General features: G+C 63.7%; 17 protein-coding genes. 8 read left to right on the top strand and 9 right to left on the bottom strand.

Features of this window, described 5'->3' with window-relative positions; genetic code table 11:
- The first annotated feature begins 100 nt into the window (after positions 1 to 100).
- The 4 genes from AC1L6K_RS02225 to AC1L6K_RS02240 all read left to right on the top strand — a co-directional run bounded on the left by AC1L6K_RS02225 (position 101) and on the right by AC1L6K_RS02240 (position 4381).
- Complete coding sequence (locus AC1L6K_RS02225) at positions 101 to 1489, top strand: ABC transporter substrate-binding protein (RefSeq protein WP_480951122.1); 1389 nt, start codon at positions 101 to 103, stop codon at positions 1487 to 1489.
- 71 nt (positions 1490 to 1560) lie between these two features.
- On the top strand, positions 1561 to 2436 hold the full coding sequence (locus AC1L6K_RS02230) for a carbohydrate ABC transporter permease (protein ID WP_480952676.1): 876 nt from the start codon (positions 1561 to 1563) through the stop codon (positions 2434 to 2436).
- 3 nt (positions 2437 to 2439) lie between these two features.
- Positions 2440 to 3327 (top strand): carbohydrate ABC transporter permease, encoded by an 888-nt coding sequence (locus AC1L6K_RS02235; protein WP_480951123.1) that lies wholly within the window; start codon positions 2440 to 2442, stop codon positions 3325 to 3327.
- 4 nt (positions 3328 to 3331) lie between these two features.
- Positions 3332 to 4381, top strand: coding sequence for an NAD(P)-dependent alcohol dehydrogenase (locus AC1L6K_RS02240; protein ID WP_480951124.1), 1050 nt, complete (start codon positions 3332 to 3334; stop codon positions 4379 to 4381).
- A 27-nt stretch (positions 4382 to 4408) separates the two neighbouring features.
- Here AC1L6K_RS02240 and AC1L6K_RS02245 read toward each other — a convergent pair whose 3' ends face one another.
- Genes AC1L6K_RS02245 through AC1L6K_RS02265 form a run of 5 tightly spaced genes read right to left on the bottom strand, consistent with a single transcriptional unit; the run spans position 4409 to position 7326 of the window.
- Positions 4409 to 4828 (bottom strand): hypothetical protein, encoded by a 420-nt coding sequence (locus tag AC1L6K_RS02245; RefSeq protein WP_480951125.1) that lies wholly within the window; start codon positions 4826 to 4828, stop codon positions 4409 to 4411.
- On the bottom strand, positions 4825 to 5172 hold the full coding sequence (locus AC1L6K_RS02250) for a DUF6204 family protein (RefSeq protein ID WP_480951126.1): 348 nt from the start codon (positions 5170 to 5172) through the stop codon (positions 4825 to 4827). Before AC1L6K_RS02250 ends, AC1L6K_RS02245 begins: the two co-directional genes overlap by 4 nt.
- A complete protein-coding gene (locus AC1L6K_RS02255; RefSeq protein WP_480951127.1) occupies positions 5165 to 5845 on the bottom strand; it encodes a TetR/AcrR family transcriptional regulator in 681 nt (226 codons plus the stop codon). The genes AC1L6K_RS02250 and AC1L6K_RS02255 overlap by 8 nt, the downstream gene beginning before the upstream one ends.
- Positions 5846 to 5900: 55 nt before the next feature.
- A complete protein-coding gene (locus AC1L6K_RS02260) occupies positions 5901 to 6173 on the bottom strand; it encodes a MoaD/ThiS family protein (protein ID WP_480951128.1) in 273 nt (90 codons plus the stop codon).
- 28 nt (positions 6174 to 6201) lie between these two features.
- Entirely contained in the window at positions 6202 to 7326 is a 1125-nt protein-coding gene (locus tag AC1L6K_RS02265; RefSeq protein ID WP_480951129.1) for a WD40/YVTN/BNR-like repeat-containing protein, read from the bottom strand.
- A 318-nt stretch (positions 7327 to 7644) separates the two neighbouring features.
- Here AC1L6K_RS02265 and AC1L6K_RS02270 point away from each other — a divergent pair, with 318 nt between their 5' ends.
- From AC1L6K_RS02270 to AC1L6K_RS02280, 3 genes are read left to right on the top strand one after another with little or no spacing between them, the layout of a single operon-like run.
- Positions 7645 to 7959 carry a metal-sensitive transcriptional regulator gene (locus AC1L6K_RS02270; RefSeq protein ID WP_480951130.1) on the top strand — a complete coding sequence of 105 codons (315 nt, stop codon included), beginning with the start codon at positions 7645 to 7647 and terminating at the stop codon, positions 7957 to 7959.
- 4 nt (positions 7960 to 7963) lie between these two features.
- Positions 7964 to 8191: a heavy-metal-associated domain-containing protein gene (locus AC1L6K_RS02275; protein ID WP_480951131.1), complete on the top strand. Its 228-nt coding sequence runs from the start codon at positions 7964 to 7966 to the stop codon at positions 8189 to 8191.
- A gap of 39 nt (positions 8192 to 8230) precedes the next feature.
- On the top strand, positions 8231 to 10606 hold the full coding sequence (locus AC1L6K_RS02280; protein ID WP_480951132.1) for a heavy metal translocating P-type ATPase: 2376 nt from the start codon (positions 8231 to 8233) through the stop codon (positions 10604 to 10606).
- Here the strand turns inward: AC1L6K_RS02280 and AC1L6K_RS02285 are convergent.
- Positions 10580 to 11650, bottom strand: a complete 1071-nt coding sequence (locus AC1L6K_RS02285) for an EamA family transporter (protein WP_480951133.1) — start codon at positions 11648 to 11650, stop codon at positions 10580 to 10582. The two genes, AC1L6K_RS02280 and AC1L6K_RS02285, sit on opposite strands and share 27 nt — an antisense overlap.
- Before the next feature lie 72 nt (positions 11651 to 11722).
- Here AC1L6K_RS02285 and AC1L6K_RS02290 point away from each other — a divergent pair, with 72 nt between their 5' ends.
- A complete protein-coding gene (locus tag AC1L6K_RS02290; protein ID WP_480951134.1) occupies positions 11723 to 12304 on the top strand; it encodes a CGNR zinc finger domain-containing protein in 582 nt (193 codons plus the stop codon).
- Between the two features lie 169 nt (positions 12305 to 12473).
- On the opposite strand, the gene AC1L6K_RS02295 is transcribed toward AC1L6K_RS02290, so the two are convergent.
- From AC1L6K_RS02295 to ngcE, 3 genes are all read right to left on the bottom strand, one after another.
- Complete coding sequence (locus tag AC1L6K_RS02295) at positions 12474 to 13265, bottom strand: carbohydrate ABC transporter permease (protein WP_444532287.1); 792 nt, start codon at positions 13263 to 13265, stop codon at positions 12474 to 12476.
- A gap of 101 nt (positions 13266 to 13366) precedes the next feature.
- The gene (locus tag AC1L6K_RS02300; protein WP_480951135.1) at positions 13367 to 14362 is read right to left on the bottom strand and encodes a carbohydrate ABC transporter permease; all 996 of its coding nucleotides are present in this window, start codon (positions 14360 to 14362) and stop codon (positions 13367 to 13369) included.
- Positions 14359 to 15777 carry an N-acetylglucosamine/diacetylchitobiose ABC transporter substrate-binding protein gene (gene ngcE / locus AC1L6K_RS02305; RefSeq protein ID WP_480951136.1) on the bottom strand — a complete coding sequence of 473 codons (1419 nt, stop codon included), beginning with the start codon at positions 15775 to 15777 and terminating at the stop codon, positions 14359 to 14361. Before ngcE ends, AC1L6K_RS02300 begins: the two co-directional genes overlap by 4 nt.
- Between the last annotated feature and the right edge of the window lie 11 nt (positions 15778 to 15788).

Genomic DNA, 15788 nt, shown 5'->3' on the forward strand with positions numbered 1-15788 from the left:
TGAGCGTTTGCTCTTGCTCAAATGAGTATATATGACTAGAGTCACTTAACAAACGAGCAAGATCATCGTCTCATATGAGCAACGAGATTGAGAGTGACCAATGAAGTTCCCCCCATTCCGCGCCCCGAAAGCGCCCCGACGCCGCACGGGCACCCGGGCAGCCAAATTGTTGGCCGTTGCCGCCGCCGCCACGCTTGCCCTGGGCGGCTGTGCCCCCGCAGGATCCGCGCAGGACACCATCGTGGTGGCCATCGTGGCCAACCCGCAGATGAAGGACGCCATTTCCCTGCAGGACGACTTCAAGGCCAAACACCCCAACATCAACGTCAAGTTCGTGACCCTGCCGGAGAATGAGGCCCGTGCCAAAATCACCGCGTCCGTGGCCACCGGCGGCGGTGAGTTCGACGTCGTCATGATCTCCAACTATGAAACCGAAATGTGGGCCAAGAACGGCTGGATCGAGAACCTCCAGCCCCTTGCCGACGCCACGGAGGGCTACGACACCGAGGACTTCATCCCCACCATCAAGGACGCGCTGAGCTACGAGGACGACATGTACTCGGTGCCGTTCTACGGCGAGTCCTCCTTCCTGGTCTACCGCGAGGACTTGTTCAAGGAGGCCGGCATCACCATGCCGGAGAACCCCACGTGGGACGAGATCGGCGCCATTGCCCGCAAGCTCAACAAGCCGGATGAGGATTTTGCCGGCATCTGCCTGCGCGGCCTGGCCGGCTGGGGCGAGGTCATGGCGCCGCTGGACACCGTCATCAACACCTACGGCGGCCAGTGGTTCGACACCGACTGGAACGCCAAGCTGGATTCCCCCGAGGTCAACGCCGCCGTCACCGATTATGTGGACCTGTTGCACGACGCCGGCCAGCCCGGCGCCGCGACAAGCGGCTACGGTGACTGCATCACCCGCTACAGCCAGGGCAAGGCGGCCATGTGGTACGACGCCACTGCCATGGTCTCCAGTATCGAGGACCCCGCGTCCTCACTGGTTGCCGGCAAATCGAAGTACGCCCCGGCGCCGGTGGAGAAGACGGAATCGGCAGGCTGGATGTACAGCTGGTCGCTGGCCATCCCCACCACCACCGAGCACAAGGACGCCGCCTGGGACTTCGTCTCCTGGATGACGAACAAGGACTACATCAAGCTGGTCGGCAACCAGATCGGCTGGGAACGCGTCCCTCCCGGCAGCCGCCAGTCCACCTATGCGATTCCCGAGTACGCCGCCGTCGCCAAGGCCTATGCCAAGCCCACCCTTGACGCGATGTACAACGCCAAGCAGGACACCAGCATGGTCAACCCCGTACCCTACCCCGGCCTGCAATTTGTGGCCATCCCCGAATTCCAGGACCTGGGCACCCGGGTCAGCCAGCAGATTTCCGCCGCCATTGCCGGACAAAAATCCGTTGACGAAGCCCTGAAACAGGCCCAGCAGTACGCAGAACCCGTTGCCAAGTCATACCAAGAAGGAGGCAAGTAATGGCTACCACGCTGGTTGACAAGCACAACCTCAAACAACACCACCGCAAATCCACCAAGGACAGCACAGGCATGTCCAAGGCAGAAGGCTGGCGCCGCCGCGGCCCGCTGCTCCCGGCCCTGATCTTCACGATCATCATCACGCAGCTGCCGTTCCTTGTCACCATCTGGTACTCGCTGCGCAACTGGAACCTGCTGCGCCCCGACGGCAACGAGTTCAACGGCCTGCAAAACTATGTGGACATCTTCATGGACTCCACGTTCCGCAGCTCCGCCCTGAACAGCATCGTCATCACCCTCGGCTGCGTGTTCCTCGCAATGCTCCTGGGCATCATCTTCGCCCTCCTGCTGGACCGCAAGTTCCGCGGCCAGGGCATTGTGCGCACCATGCTCATAACACCGTTCCTCATCATGCCCGTAGCCGGCGCCACCCTGTGGAGCATCTCGATGCTGAACCCGAGCTTCGGCCTGCTGAACTGGGTGATCTCACTCGTGGGCATCCCGCCGGTTGACTGGACGTCCCAGCACCCGATCGTCTCGATCCTCATGGCGCTCGTATGGCAGTGGACCCCGTTCACCATGCTGCTGGTGCTGGCCGGACTCCAATCCCAGCCCAAGGACGTCCTGGAAGCCGCGCAGATCGACGGCGCAGGCTGGACCAAGACGTTCATCTGGGTCACGCTCCCCCAGCTCCGCCGCTACATTGAGCTGGGCGTCCTGCTGGGCACCATCTACGTCGTCAACACCTTTGACCAGATCTACCTCATGACCGCCGGCGGACCGGGCACCGCCAGCGCCAACCTGCCGTTCTACATCTACCAGCGGGCCTTCTTGGGCTTCGACATCGGGCAGGCGGCCGCGATGGGCGTTGTGGTTGTCATCGCCACGATCATCATCGCCACCTTCGCCCTCCGCCTGATCTTCCGCAGCTTTGACGCAAAGGACTAAGCCGTGACCAACACCCTCACCACCCCCACCTCCATTTCCCCGGCACCGAAATCGGCTGAGCGGAAGTCCCGTGAAGCACGACGGCGTTTCGCCGGTTCCAGCATCACCACAGTTACGTGGGTGCTTGCGTTTGTCTTCTTCGCCCCGGTGATCTGGCTGGTCATGACGGCCTTCAAGCCCGAATCGGCCGCGGCGTCAAACCCTCCGGTGTTCCTCTTCGTGCCCACCTTCGAGCAGTTTGAGGCGGTGCTGAGCAACGGCGCGGGCGCCTACTTCCTGAATTCGCTGATCGCCACGGGTGTCTCCACCATCCTTGTGGTCCTGCTGGCGGTGCCGGCCGCCTATGCCGTGAGCATCCGGCCGGTGAAGAAAACTTCGGATGTGCTGTTCTTCTTCATCTCCACCAAGATGCTTCCCGTCGTGGCTGTCATCATGCCCATCTACGTAATCGCCGGGCAGCTCAAGGTGCTGGACAACATTGGCACGCTCGTGATCCTGTACACGGCCATGAACCTGCCGATTGCCGTGTGGATGATGCGTTCCTTCTTCCAGGAAGTGCCGGCCGAGGTCCTTGAGGCTGCGGCCATGGACGGGGCCGGGCTGATCAAGACCCTGCGCACCATCTTGATCCCCATGGTCACCCCCGGGCTGGCGGCCACGGCCCTGATCTGCGTGATCTTTGCCTGGAACGAGTTCTTCTTCGCCCTGAACCTCACAGCCGCCAATGCGGCCACGGTGCCGGTGTTCCTGGTTTCCCAAATGACCAGCGAGGGCTTGTTCCTGGCCAAGCTGTCGGCCGCCTCGGTGCTGGCCTCGCTGCCCGTCGTCATTGCCGGCTGGGTCGCACAAAAGCAGCTCGTCCGCGGCCTGTCGATGGGTGCGGTGAAGTAGAAGCGTGGCGCCACACAACACTGAACCAGCCGCCCCCGCATCCCCGCTCCCGGAATCAATGACGGCCTCGGTCCTTGTTCGGCAGGGCGAGCTGCGCACCGAACAGCGCCCTGTACCCACACCTGGTCCCGGCGAGGTGCTGGTGCGCATCACCTCGGTGGGGGTGTGCGGATCTGACACCCACTACTTCACTGAGGGCCGGATCGGCAGCTTCGTTGTCGATTCCCCGCTGGTGTTGGGCCACGAGCCCGCCGGCGTCATCGTTTCGCTCGGGACGGGGGTCACAGACCGAACAGTGGGTCAGCGTGTCTCCCTAGAGCCTGGGATTCCGGACCCGCTGTCGAAGCAGTCGCTGGCTGGCTGCTACAACCTGGACCCGGGCGTGCGGTTCTTTGCCACGCCTCCCATCGACGGGGTGTTTTCCGAGTATGCAGTGCATCCGGCGGCTTTTTGCCACCCTGTTCCAGACTCTGTTTCGGACGATGCCGCTGCACTGCTGGAGCCGCTCAGCGTGGCGCTTGCCGCAAGGGCGGCCGGACGGGTCCAGCTTGGTGACAAGGTGCTGGTCGCCGGAGCCGGCCCCATCGGGCTGCTGATCTCGAAGGTCGCCCAGCTGGCCGGGGCGATCGTCACCCTGACGGACGTGCGTGCCGAACGCCTCGAAATTGCGGAAACATACGGTGCAGCGCATACTTTTACGGCCGCCGGACAGCCTCCCGTGGAGCCGGAGTTTGACGTGTTCATCGATGCCAGCGGCGCCGAAAGGGCCATCCTGGGCGGGCTGGCCCGGCTGGCACCGCGCGGACGCTGCGTCCTGGTGGGCATGGGCGCGGACACCATCGCCCTGCCCGTGCCGCTGATTCAGGGCCGTGAGCTTATGATCACGGGAACATTCCGCTACGCGAATACGTGGCCAACGGCCATCGCATTGGCGGCCTCCGGGAAGGTGGATCTCGATGGGCTTGTCACCTCAGCGCACGGCCTTGACGACGTCGAGGCGGCGCTCACGGCCGGCACCAACCCCGGCGCGCTGAAGGCAGTGGTTCATCCCTAACCTTCGCGGCAGCTGAAAGTGGGGGCGCTATTCCTCGCGGCGGGCCGGGACCGTCTTCAGCAACAGGGTTGAGAGCGTTTCCCGTTCAGCCCCGCTGAAACGGGACGCGCAGTACTTTTCCGTGGCGTCAGCGCAAATGTCCCGACCCTCCGCCTCGATCCCGCGCCCGCTCTCCGTCAAAATGAAGGCGGCCGGTCCGACGCGTTCGATCCAGCCGAGCTTCTCCAGTGGCCGCAGGCGGCGCAGCGCTGCGGAGCCTGGCACGGACAGCGCACCGGCCGCGCTGCGGATTGAGGTGCCGGCCAATCCGCCTACCGCCACGGCGGCAAGCATCCGCAGCTCGTCGGTCCCGAGGCCAATCCGGGCCAGCGCACGGTCCAGCACCAATGCGGCAGCTGCGGCCGCGTCGACCAGGTCAAGCAAGGCCGCCGGGCCGGCGGCGCTCATGACGTTTCCGCCGGTTGCCGCGTTTTGGCGTTTCCCATGCCGATCAGGGCGACTTTCAGTATTCTGCCTTCGAGTCCCCGTGCCAGCAGCGCGCCGGCAGTCAGCTCTTCGGCCACCATGGCGACCTCGACTTCGGCATCGGCGGGGCTGGGCTCGTCGGAGCTCAGCTCGTACCTGAACTGGAAGTTCACCAGTTCAGGCTCGTACAGGAACACGCCCTCGGGCGTGAACCGTGCCGAAAACATTCCGTGGTCGTGCTGCTGCGCCAGAAGCTCGGCGGGCTGCCCGCCGTCGAGCATCCCAAATCTGCCGCGCACCGTCACCCTGAACAGTCGTTCAGTCATTGCCGGCCCTTCGGGTCGCTTGCACAAAAGTGCTCGCAATCTCGCCTGCCAGCCACTCCCACCCGGGCCGTGCGGCCTCGGACTGTGGAGTCTCAAATTGTGCAGTCCCGGACTGTGCGGTGCTGCGGGTGAACCCCAGGGAGTGGGCGTCGAGGGCGCTGCGGAGCGTCAACGCCATCATCTCCGGGTCAAAGGCGCGCATCTGCCCCGCAGCCTGCCCGGCGGCAAAAAGCCCGACAATCCCGGCCAGGCTTTCCCCGGCGCGGGCCTCGTAGCTGCCTCTTTGCTGCTGGCTTTGCTCGCGCACTATGGCGATCAAGGCCTGCGCCCGCTCCGGTCGTTCCGCGCAGAATTGCACATAGCACCGGATGTATCCCTCCAGCCGGGCCAGGCTGTCGGCGCCGGATGTGAGGATGGCGTCCAGCTGTGGTGCTATGGACGCGATGACGGCAGCCGAGACCGCGTCCAGCAGTTCGTCCTTGCCGTTAAAGTTGCTGTGGAACGCGCCGCGGCTGTAGCCGGCATGTTCGGCAATGAGCTGGAGGGAAACTGCCGCCACGCCATGGCGGGCATAGAGCTCAATGGCCGAGCCGATCAGCCGTTCCCTGGTCTCGTCACGACTCTCAGCCCGTGTGCGGCGCGACCGAGGTTCGGTGTATTGGAGGTTCTTCACATCCTAAACACACCACGCAGTATTTCAATACGGGATGGCATGCCCAGCGCCCAGGTCAGCCGCCGGCCACGGATTGGATCACCATGAGTTCACGGCCCGCGGCCACCCGGGTCTTCAAGCCGTCCAGGCGCCGCAGCTCGTCGCCGTCGAGGTAGATGTTGACGTACCTGCGCAGCGCCCCGGTTTCATCGCGCAGCCGTCGGTCAAAGATGGGAAACTCGGCCTTGATGGCGTCCAGCAGCTCGGCGACACTTGCCCCCTCCCCCACGTCAAGGCGCAATTCCGCACTGCCACCAACCAGTGGCTGCAGCAATCTCGGCACTAGCATTGTCACTTCCCCGGCCATGACCGCCCCGCTACAGGTCGACGGTGGCGGCACGGACGCACAAAACGTCCGGCAGGTGGGTGAGGACTTCGCTGAAATGCGCGCCCTCGTCGGCGCTCGCATAGACGGTGCCGCCTCGGGTGCCAAAGAACAGTCCCACCGGCTCCGCGGTGTCAACGCCCGCGGCATCCCTGAGCACCACGTTGAATTCGGGCTGCGCCAGGCCGGCGGCCAGGCTTGTCCATGACTCCCCGCCGTCGTCAGTTCGATGCACGGCTAGTTGCCCGTCCGGCGGGATGCGCTCGGAATCAGCCTTGATGGGGATGACCCAGGCGGTCCCTGAGCGGCGCGGGTGGGTAAGGACGGTGAAGCCAAAGTCCGCAGGCAGGCCCCGGGCAATGTAGTCCCAGCTGTCGCCGTTGTCGCCGCTGCGGTACACGCCGCCGTGGTTTTGCGCGAACAGCACCTCGGGATGATTGGCGTCGCGGGCAACCTTGTGGACGCACTGGCCGAACTCCGGTGTTTCCTCCGGCAGAAAGGTTGCGCCAATCCCCTTGTTCCGGGGCTCCCACGACGCGCCCGCATCCGTGCTGCGGTACACGCCGCCGGTGCTCATGGCCACATGGATGGTGTTGGGGTCGGCGGGGCTGGGCAGGACGGTGTGCGCCGCAGCGCCACCATACCCGGCACCCCATTCGGAGCGGTGCGGGTGGTCCCACAGCCCCCTGTTCAGTTCAAAATGTTCGCCGCCATCCACTGACTTCCAGACCGAGATCGGTTCGCAGCCGGCCCACACGACGCCCGGCTGTCCGGCAGAATCGGGCTGGATCTGCCACACCCGCTCCAGGGCGGTTTCGGTGTCGGACGGGAAGACGATGGCCCCGTTCTCGGGTTCGTGCCAGGTGGCGCCCAGGTCGTCGGAGTGCGTCACCGTGGGCCCCCAGTGCTCGCTGCGCAGGCCCACGAGGATGCGGGTGGCTCCGCCGCGGGTGTCGATGCCAATGCTGGGAATCTCCTGCATCAGGAAATGCGGCCCGGTGAAGGTGTAATTCACCCGGTCCGGGCTCGTGCCCAGCCACAGCCCTTTCTTGGTGCCCACGGCCAGCAGGTGGGTTGTTCCGGAGCGTGCAGTGTCCTGGGCTTCGCTGTTTTCCATGGGTTAAAGTCGACCACCGGAACCACAGCCCGGCAAGGGTTACCCACTGGTAACTTGAGCTGCCGGGCTGCGGCGGACTGACGCACACCGCCGGAGCGGGACATTTCCGCAGCCGTCCTCACGAGAACGGGGCGAATCCGCGAAACGCCCCCAAAGATACGCCTTTCTCGCGGGTCCGCCCCATCCTCGGGGACTACGGCGCCTGCAAGCGGCGGATTGCCCCCGTTCTCGGCACGCCACGCTCCGCCCGGATACCCCCAGGGGGTACTTGACCAATACCCTATGGGGGTATACCTTGGGGGTATGGACACAGCGGACATGGACACTGAAGAGCACACCCACGGCTATACCGACGAAAAACAGGCTTATCTCAGGCGCCTCAAACGCGCCGAGGGCCAGGTGCGCGGCATCGCCCGGATGGTCGAGGAGGACAAGTACTGCATCGACATCCTCACCCAGATGGCAGCCGTCAACAAGGCCCTGCATGCTGTCAGCATCGGCCTGCTGGAAGACCACATAGCCCACTGTGTCGTCAATGCCGCCAATGAATCCCAGGCCACCGGCAACCCGGAGATCGTCTCCGAAAAGGTCTCCGAGGCCACTGCCGCCATATCCCGCCTACTCAGGAGCTGATCACATGAGCAACACCACCACCATCAACGTTTCAGGCATGACCTGCGACCACTGCGTCAACTCCGTCACCGAGGAATTGTCAGGGCTCAAGGGCGTGGAGAACGTCACCATTGACCTCCGTGCCGGCGGCATCTCCGAGGTCACAGTCACCTCCACTTTGACCCTCGACCCCGCGGAGATCGGTGAGGCCGTCGCCGAGGCCGGCTACCTCGTCGTCGCCAACGACGCCTGACCCGCTAACATTTAGGCAACCCACAGACTAAGGAGCGCCATGAGCGCCTCAGACATTTTGTCCCAAACCGCCACACCCGGCCCCCGCATGGTCGAGATCGACATCGAGGGCATGACCTGTGCCTCGTGCGTCAGCCGGGTTGAGCGCAAGTTGGGCAAACTCGAAGGCGTCAGCGCTTCCGTGAACCTCCCGCTGGAATCAGCCCAGGTCACGGTCCCCGCCGGCATGTCAGACCAGCAAATCCTCGACACCGTCAAGGCCACCGGCTACAAGGCCCGGCTGAAGAACCCTCCCATTTCCGCTGTGAAGCACGACGCCGGACACCCCCTTCCGCGCGGATCCCACCCGGGTGCCGCGCAGGACGGCGGCTCCGCGCCCGGAGGCCATGTGAACGGCAGCCATGCCGGCCACGAGGAAGACCATGGTTCCCATGAGGACCACATGGCCCATGGCGGCACGGCGTCCATGCTGCGTCCGCGCCTGATCCTGGCGGCCATCCTGACCATCCCGGTCTTCCTTATTTCCATGTTCCCGGCTTTGCAGTTCCCGCAGTGGGGCTGGGTTGCCGGCATCCTGACGCTGCCCGTGGTGACATGGGCGGCCTGGCCGTTCCACCGTGCCGCCGCCATCAATGCCCGCCATTTCGCCTCCACCATGGACACCCTGGTCTCCATCGGCGTCAGCGCAGCGTTCCTGTTCTCCGCCGTGGAACTCGGGCTGGACCCGATGATGACCGAACACGGCAACGCCATGGCCGGCCATGCCCCGCTGTACTTTGAGGTCTCGGCCGTCGTCATCACCTTCCTGCTCCTGGGCCGTTACCTGGAGGCACGGGCCAAGGCGAAGGCCGGCGACGCACTCAAGGCGCTGCTCAGCCTGGGCGCCAAGGAGGCAACCGTCCTGCGCAACGGCGTCGAAGTCAAAATTCCGGCCGCCGACCTGGCTGTGGATGAAATCTTCGTGGTCCGCCCCGGCGAGAAGATCGCCACCGACGGCGTCATCACCGACGGCACTTCCTCCATCGACACCTCACTTATCACGGGTGAATCCCTGCCCGTCGACGTCTCGGTAGATGACACCGTCACCGGCGCCACCATCAACACCTCCGGCCGCCTTCTCGTCAAGGCCACCCGCGTCGGCAGCGAAACCACTCTCGCCCAAATGGGCAAGCTGGTCAGCGCCGCCCAGGCAGCCAAGGCCCCCATCGCCCGGCTCGCGGACCGGATCAGCGCCGTTTTTGTACCGATCGTGCTTGTCTTCGCTGTCATCACCTTTGTACTGTGGCTGCTGTTCAGCGGCGACATCCAGGCCGCCTTCACGGCCGCCGTCGCTGTCCTGATCATTGCCTGCCCCTGTGCGCTGGGCCTGGCCACACCGGTTGGCCTGCTGACCGGCACCGGCCGCGCCGCCCAGCTCGGCATCCTGATCAAGGGCCCGCAGGTCCTCGAGGACACCCGCACGGTGGACACCATCCTGCTCGACAAGACCGGCACAGTCACCGAGGGCCGCCTCTCAGTGGTCGACGTCGTTCCCCTCACCCGGGTGCCTGCCGCCGAACTGCTGCGCCTGGCAGGGGCCGTCGAATCACACAGCGAACACCCCATCGCCCACGCCATCACGGGCCACGCCCGCGAACAGGCAGGCGAAAATGGCACCCTGCCCGAACTGTCCGACTTCATGTCCGCACCCGGCGGCGGCGTCCGTGCCGTCATCGAGGGCCGCACCGTGCTGGCCGGACGGGCAGGCTGGCTGGAAGAAAACGGCGTCGAGCTGTCACAGGCAGCCACGGCTGCACTGCTGGAACAGCAGCAGCGCGGCACCACGGCCATCTGGGTTGCGGTGGACGGTGGCGCTGCGGGGCTGATCGCCCTCAAGGACACCATCAAGGCCGGGTCCAGGGAGGCCATCGCCACGCTGAAGAAGCTGGGACTGCGCCCCATCCTGCTGACCGGCGACAACGCGGCAGTGGCCTCACAGGTTGCTGCCGCCGTCGGAATTGCCGCCGAGGATGTCTACGCCGATGTCCTGCCGGAGGGCAAGGTCGAGGCGGTCAAGAAGCTGCAGGCTGACGGCGCCACGGTCGCCATGGCCGGCGACGGAGTGAACGACGCCGCCGCCCTGGCGCAGGCCGACCTCGGCATTGCCATGGGCTCCGGCACGGATGTGGCCATCGCGGCTGCCGACCTGACCGTCATGGGCAGCGACCTGGGCCAGGTCGCCACGGCCATCGCGCTGTCCCGCAAGACGCTGGGCACCATCAAGACGAACCTGTTCTGGGCCTTCTTCTACAACGCCATCGGCATCCCGGTCGCCGCGCTGGGCCTGCTGAACCCGATGATCGCCGGGGCCGCCATGGCCGCCAGCTCGGTGCTGGTGGTGGCAAACTCGCTACGGCTGCGCCGCTTCGGCCGGTAGCGATTCTGCCGGCATCCCGCCAAGCCCGGCGGCTGGCCCGGCGCCAGGCCCAGCGTCAAGGTCGACTGCGCTGGATTGCCCCCGCCGGGGCGATCCGCGCAGCTCGTCCAGCCGCACCAGGACCACTCCGGCCATGATCGCCAGGCCGCCCAGCAGCTGGATGGCCCGGGGCAGCTCGCCAAGCAGGATCCACGCCCAAATCACCGCGAACAGCACCTCGAACAAGGCCACAAAGGACGCCACCTTCGAGCCCAGTCCGCGCGTTGCGATGATGCCCATGATGTAGGCGAGAACTGTTGTGACCAACACCAGACCGAGCACCGGCACCAGCCAGTGCACCTCGGTCCCGGCAAACACGGGGTTGTTGAAGGTGAACGCCATGGGCAAAATGCCCACCGCGCCCAGCCCCAGGATCATGGCCGCACCCACCGCCATGCCGCCGCCGGCCATCAGGATGGGCGGGACGTCGTCAGCGGTGCGGGCCGACATCACAAAGAACACGGCCGAGCACACAGCCGCGGCCAGCCCCCACAGAACGCCCTCAACGCTCACCTCTTGGCCGCCGGCCAGATCCAGCACCAGCACCAGGCCGGCCATGGCACTGACGGCGCCAACAATCGTCAGCAACCGCGGCCGGTGCCGGGTGATGATCCACGCCCACCCCACCAACAGCACGGGCGAGAGATATTCCAACAGCAGGGCAACGCCCACCGACAGGTGCTGCACCGCATTGAAGTAGAACAGCTGGCACAGCGCAATCGGCACCACGCCGTAAATCGCAATCCGCCCCAGCGACCCCTTGACCTTGGCCCAGCGCCTCACCAGGGTGATCACCACCGGAATGAAAAGTACGACGGCGGCACCACCTATGCGGGCCGCGACAGCTGCGCCCGGAGACCAGCCAACATCGAAAAGCGACTTGGCGAAGGGTCCCGACAAGGCAAAGGCCGCCGCTGAAATCAAGGCCAGCACAAGCGCCGGGGACGCCAGGGCGGTGCGTGGCCCTGGGGCGGACACGCGGAAGGAGAATGTTGAAGTGGTCACGGATGGTCCAAATGTCAGGAGTGATCGGCGTTATACTAATGACATTACGCTCGCACATTGTCAGGAGTCAACATGGTCTTTAGTCATGACACGGAGGTGGCTCTTCTGTCAGCGGTGAATTTGATCAACACAGCCCCCATCACCGTCAACGGGGACGGCACCGTCACCGGCCCGGACACGATGAAAACCGTGGCCGAACTCGATGCGTTTGTGCAGGCGGAGCAGTTTTCCGGATCGCGCGAACACTCCGCAGCGGAGGTTGAGGCTGTTCGTGACATGCGCACCGAACTGCGCACCATCTTTACCTCCGATGAATTCACCGCGGCAGGCATGGTCAACGCCCTACTTGCGCGCGCCCAGGCCTTGCCGCAGATTGTCAGGCACGACCAGTGGGACTGGCACCTGCACGCAACAGCCCCGGCCGCCCCGCTGGCCGAGCGCATGGGGGTTGAAGCCGCCATGGCCCTGGTGGACGTTATTCGAGGCAAGGAACTGGACCGGCTGAAGGTGTGTGCAGCCCCCGACTGCTGCGCCGTCGTGATCGACCTGTCCAAGAACCGGTCGCGCAGGTATTGCGACACCGGAAACTGCGGCAACCGGGCCCACGTGGCCGCGTACCGGCGTCGTAAATCGGGGCAGTTCCCGCAGCAGTGAGCCAGTCGCTGGGCCGATCCCTGTGAACCGCCGAACGTGCCCTGACGGACAGCTGGTCACAGCACGGGGTGGCCACGGTTGAGCCCACTTCCCGGCCGGAAGCAAACCGCAAGGGGCCCGCATCATGAAGTGATGCGGGCCCCTTGGGCATTTCGACGGGGGTGGGAAACTACTTCATGGTTCCTGCGGACACCGAACCCTGCAGCTGGCGCTGGAACAGGACGTACATGATCAGCACGGGGACAATGACAATGATGGCGGCCGCGAACAGTGCACCGAAGTCCACAGCGTAGCCCATCTGACCTGCATACCTCGCGATACCCTGCGAGAGCACATAGTTCTCTTGCTTGGTGTTGATGGCCACGGGAATCAAGTACTGGTTCCACAGGCCAAGGAAATTGAAGATGGCAACGGAGGCCATGCCAGGCTTGGCCATGGGGAGCATGACCTGGAAGAAGGTGCGCCATTCTCCGGCACCGTCAATCTGCGCGGCTTCGGCAATCTCGTTCGGGAGTGCCTTGAAGAAGGAGAACAGGAAGAACACTGTGAAGGGCAGCGCGAACGCCACATACACAATGATCAGGCCGGGGAGCGTGTTCAGCAGGCCCAGGTTCTTCAGGATGAAAAACAACGGCACGATGGCCAGGAAAACCGGGAAAGTCAGGCCGGCAAGCATCAGGTAATATATGGCCCGCGAACCGGGGAACACGTAGCGGGCCAAAACATAGGCGCACATGGCGCCCAGAACCATCACAATGACCAGGGCAAACCCCACCACGATGACTGTGTTGAAGAAGTACTGGCCAATGCCGGCGGTGTTCCAGGCGTTGATGTAGTTCTCGAATTTCCAGTCGGCGGGAAGCGCGAACGGAGAGGCGAAAATTTCAGAAGTCGTCTTGAACGACGACAGCAGGGTCCAGCCGAGGGGAATGAGCACCAGCAGTGCCCAGAGTGCGAGCATCGTGTGCGAGACACCGGCTACAACCTTGTCACCCTTGGTGTCCTGCCCCTTGCGCTCAACATGGTCGTTGAGTGCCGTGGTTTTCGAAAGTTGGATTGACATTATTCAGACACATCCTTGCTGCCGCCGGTCATCCTGTTGACCAGGAATACGAGGGCAGAGAAGAGCAGGGTGATGACAGCCAGCACCACTCCCATTGCACACGCCAGACCAAACTGGCTCTTGCCAAAGGCCGTGGAGAACAGTTTCTGGGACATGACGAGCGTGGAGTTTTCCGGACCGCCCGTGGAGTTCAACACTGACATGTAGACGAAAGCGTCCAAGGCCAGGATCCCCATGTAGACATAGGCCGTCTGGATGTTGTCGCGGATGAGCGGGATGGTGATGTTGACAGCGGTGCGGAAACGTCCCGCACCGTCAATGCGGGCAGCCTCAAACGTCTCGGCCGGGATGCCCTTGATGGCCGCAATGAATAAAATCATGTAGAAGCCAACAAAGCCCCACACAATAACGAACATCGAGGCGATCATGGCCGTGCGTGAGTCGCCCAACCACGGGTAATCCTTGAAGCCGTTCAGGCCGATGCCCGTCAGGATGCCGTTGAGCAGGCCGTTGCTTGGGTTGAAAATCTGCTGCCAAATGATGCCGATGACAACGGCGGGGATGACGTAGGGGAAGAAGGAGATGACACGGTAGAAACCGGATCCCTTGAGTCCCTTGATCTGCCCGCGGCTGCTGCCGCCAATCGTGACCAGCGTGGCCAGGACAAGCGACAAAATCACAGTGATGACCGGCAGGAAAACGGCCAAGGTGACGCTGTTGCGCACCGAAATCATGAAGATGTCGTCGTTGAAGAGCTTGACGTAGTTGTCGAAGCCAATGAACGGCATGTTGTTGTCGAAGCCGCCCCAGCTGGTCATTGAGTAGTACACCGCCTGTACGAAGGGCGAGATCACAAAGACCAGATAGATCACCAACGGCAGCCCCAAAAAGACTGCCATAAAGCTGACCTTGTCGAATGTCAGTTTTTTCCGGCGCCGCCGGGCGGTGGCGACAACGCCACCGCCCGATCGAACGTCATGTGTTGCTTGAGTCACTTCACTTCAATCTTCGTAACTGTATCGTCTTTCGCAACCTTGTCGGTGATCTCCTGCAGGGCCTTGGTCAGGCCTGCAGTATCGAGCTTGCCGTCGAGGAATGAGTTCCACGGCACCAGCTGGTCGGGGTTCATCCCGTAGGTGTCCACAAAGTTCCACGTGAAGATGTTCTTGCCTGCCTTCTCCAACATGCCGGTCTGGGAGACCAGCGCTGTGGAGCCGAAGCCGTCGGCAGGAACGGTGCCCTTGACGACAGTGGGCGCCAGCTTTTCCTTGGCGAAGTTGGTGGCAGCGTCCTTGGAGAGCATGATGCGCAGCAATTCCTTGCCTGCAGCCGCATTTGCGCCCTTGGTCGGGACGACGAAAGGCTCGCCGCCTGCGGAGCGCACGCCCTGCTGGTCGATCTTCGGGCTGGCGGAAACAACCGGGATCGGGGCGCCCGTCATTTCAAAGCCGGCCTTGGTCTGGTCCTTCATCTCGTTTTCAATCCAGGAACCCGACGGGTACAGGAGTGCCTCCTGGCCGTTGGACCACTGGGCCTGCGCGGCCGTGAAGACGGTGCCGGAGCCGCCGGGCTTGATGTAGCCGGCCTTGACGATCTTTTCCATGGCGGTGAAGACACTCTGGACGGCAGGCAGTGACCAGCAGTCGGGCTTCAGGTTCTCAAGGCTGAGGCGGACCTCATCGCCGCCTTCCTTGATGGCCGACTCGATGGCCATGGTCTGGTAGTACGTTGCGGCTTCCTTGCCCCAGACAAACAGGTACTTGCCCTTTTCCTTGGCCTTGGTGCCGAGATCGTAGGCTTCGTCCCAGGTGGTGGGAACTGTCCAGCCGTTTTCCTTGAACAGGCTGGCGGAGTACCACCAGGCGTATACGGTGAGCACGTAGTTGATGGCCGCAAGCTTGCCGTCAAAGGTGCCCGGTGACAGCACCCCGGCGAAGAGCGTGTCAGCGATCTTGGTGCCTTCGAGGTTGTTCGCATCGACGATTGACTGGAGGTCCTCGAGCTGGTCAAGGATGGTGCTGAAGCCAATGGACTTGGCGCCCGAGTTGTCAATCAAGTCAGGAGGGGTGCCACCCGCAAAGCGCGGCTGCAGTTCCTGGGCGATGTCGGTGGAGGGGTTGATGCTGACTTCAACGTCGGGGAAGTTCTTGGCAAAGATCTTGCCGGCAAATTCGACGTAGTCGATGCCATACCCGCCCTTGAAGATGACAGCGTCAAGCTTGCCCGATGAGGCAACCCCGAAAGGGTTCTTCTGGGGGTCCACTTCTCCGCCCGGGGCGGCCGAGCTCGACGGGGAGTCGCCGCCGCCTGCACACGATGCCAAGGCTCCGCCCAGGGGCAAAAGCACGGCGGTGGCAAGGGCTCCGCGGAGGAATCCACGACGTTGCAGAGGCTTGTTTTGAATGTTCATTCTGTGTACTG

The sequence above is a fragment of the Specibacter sp. BI4 genome (assembly GCF_056680095.1).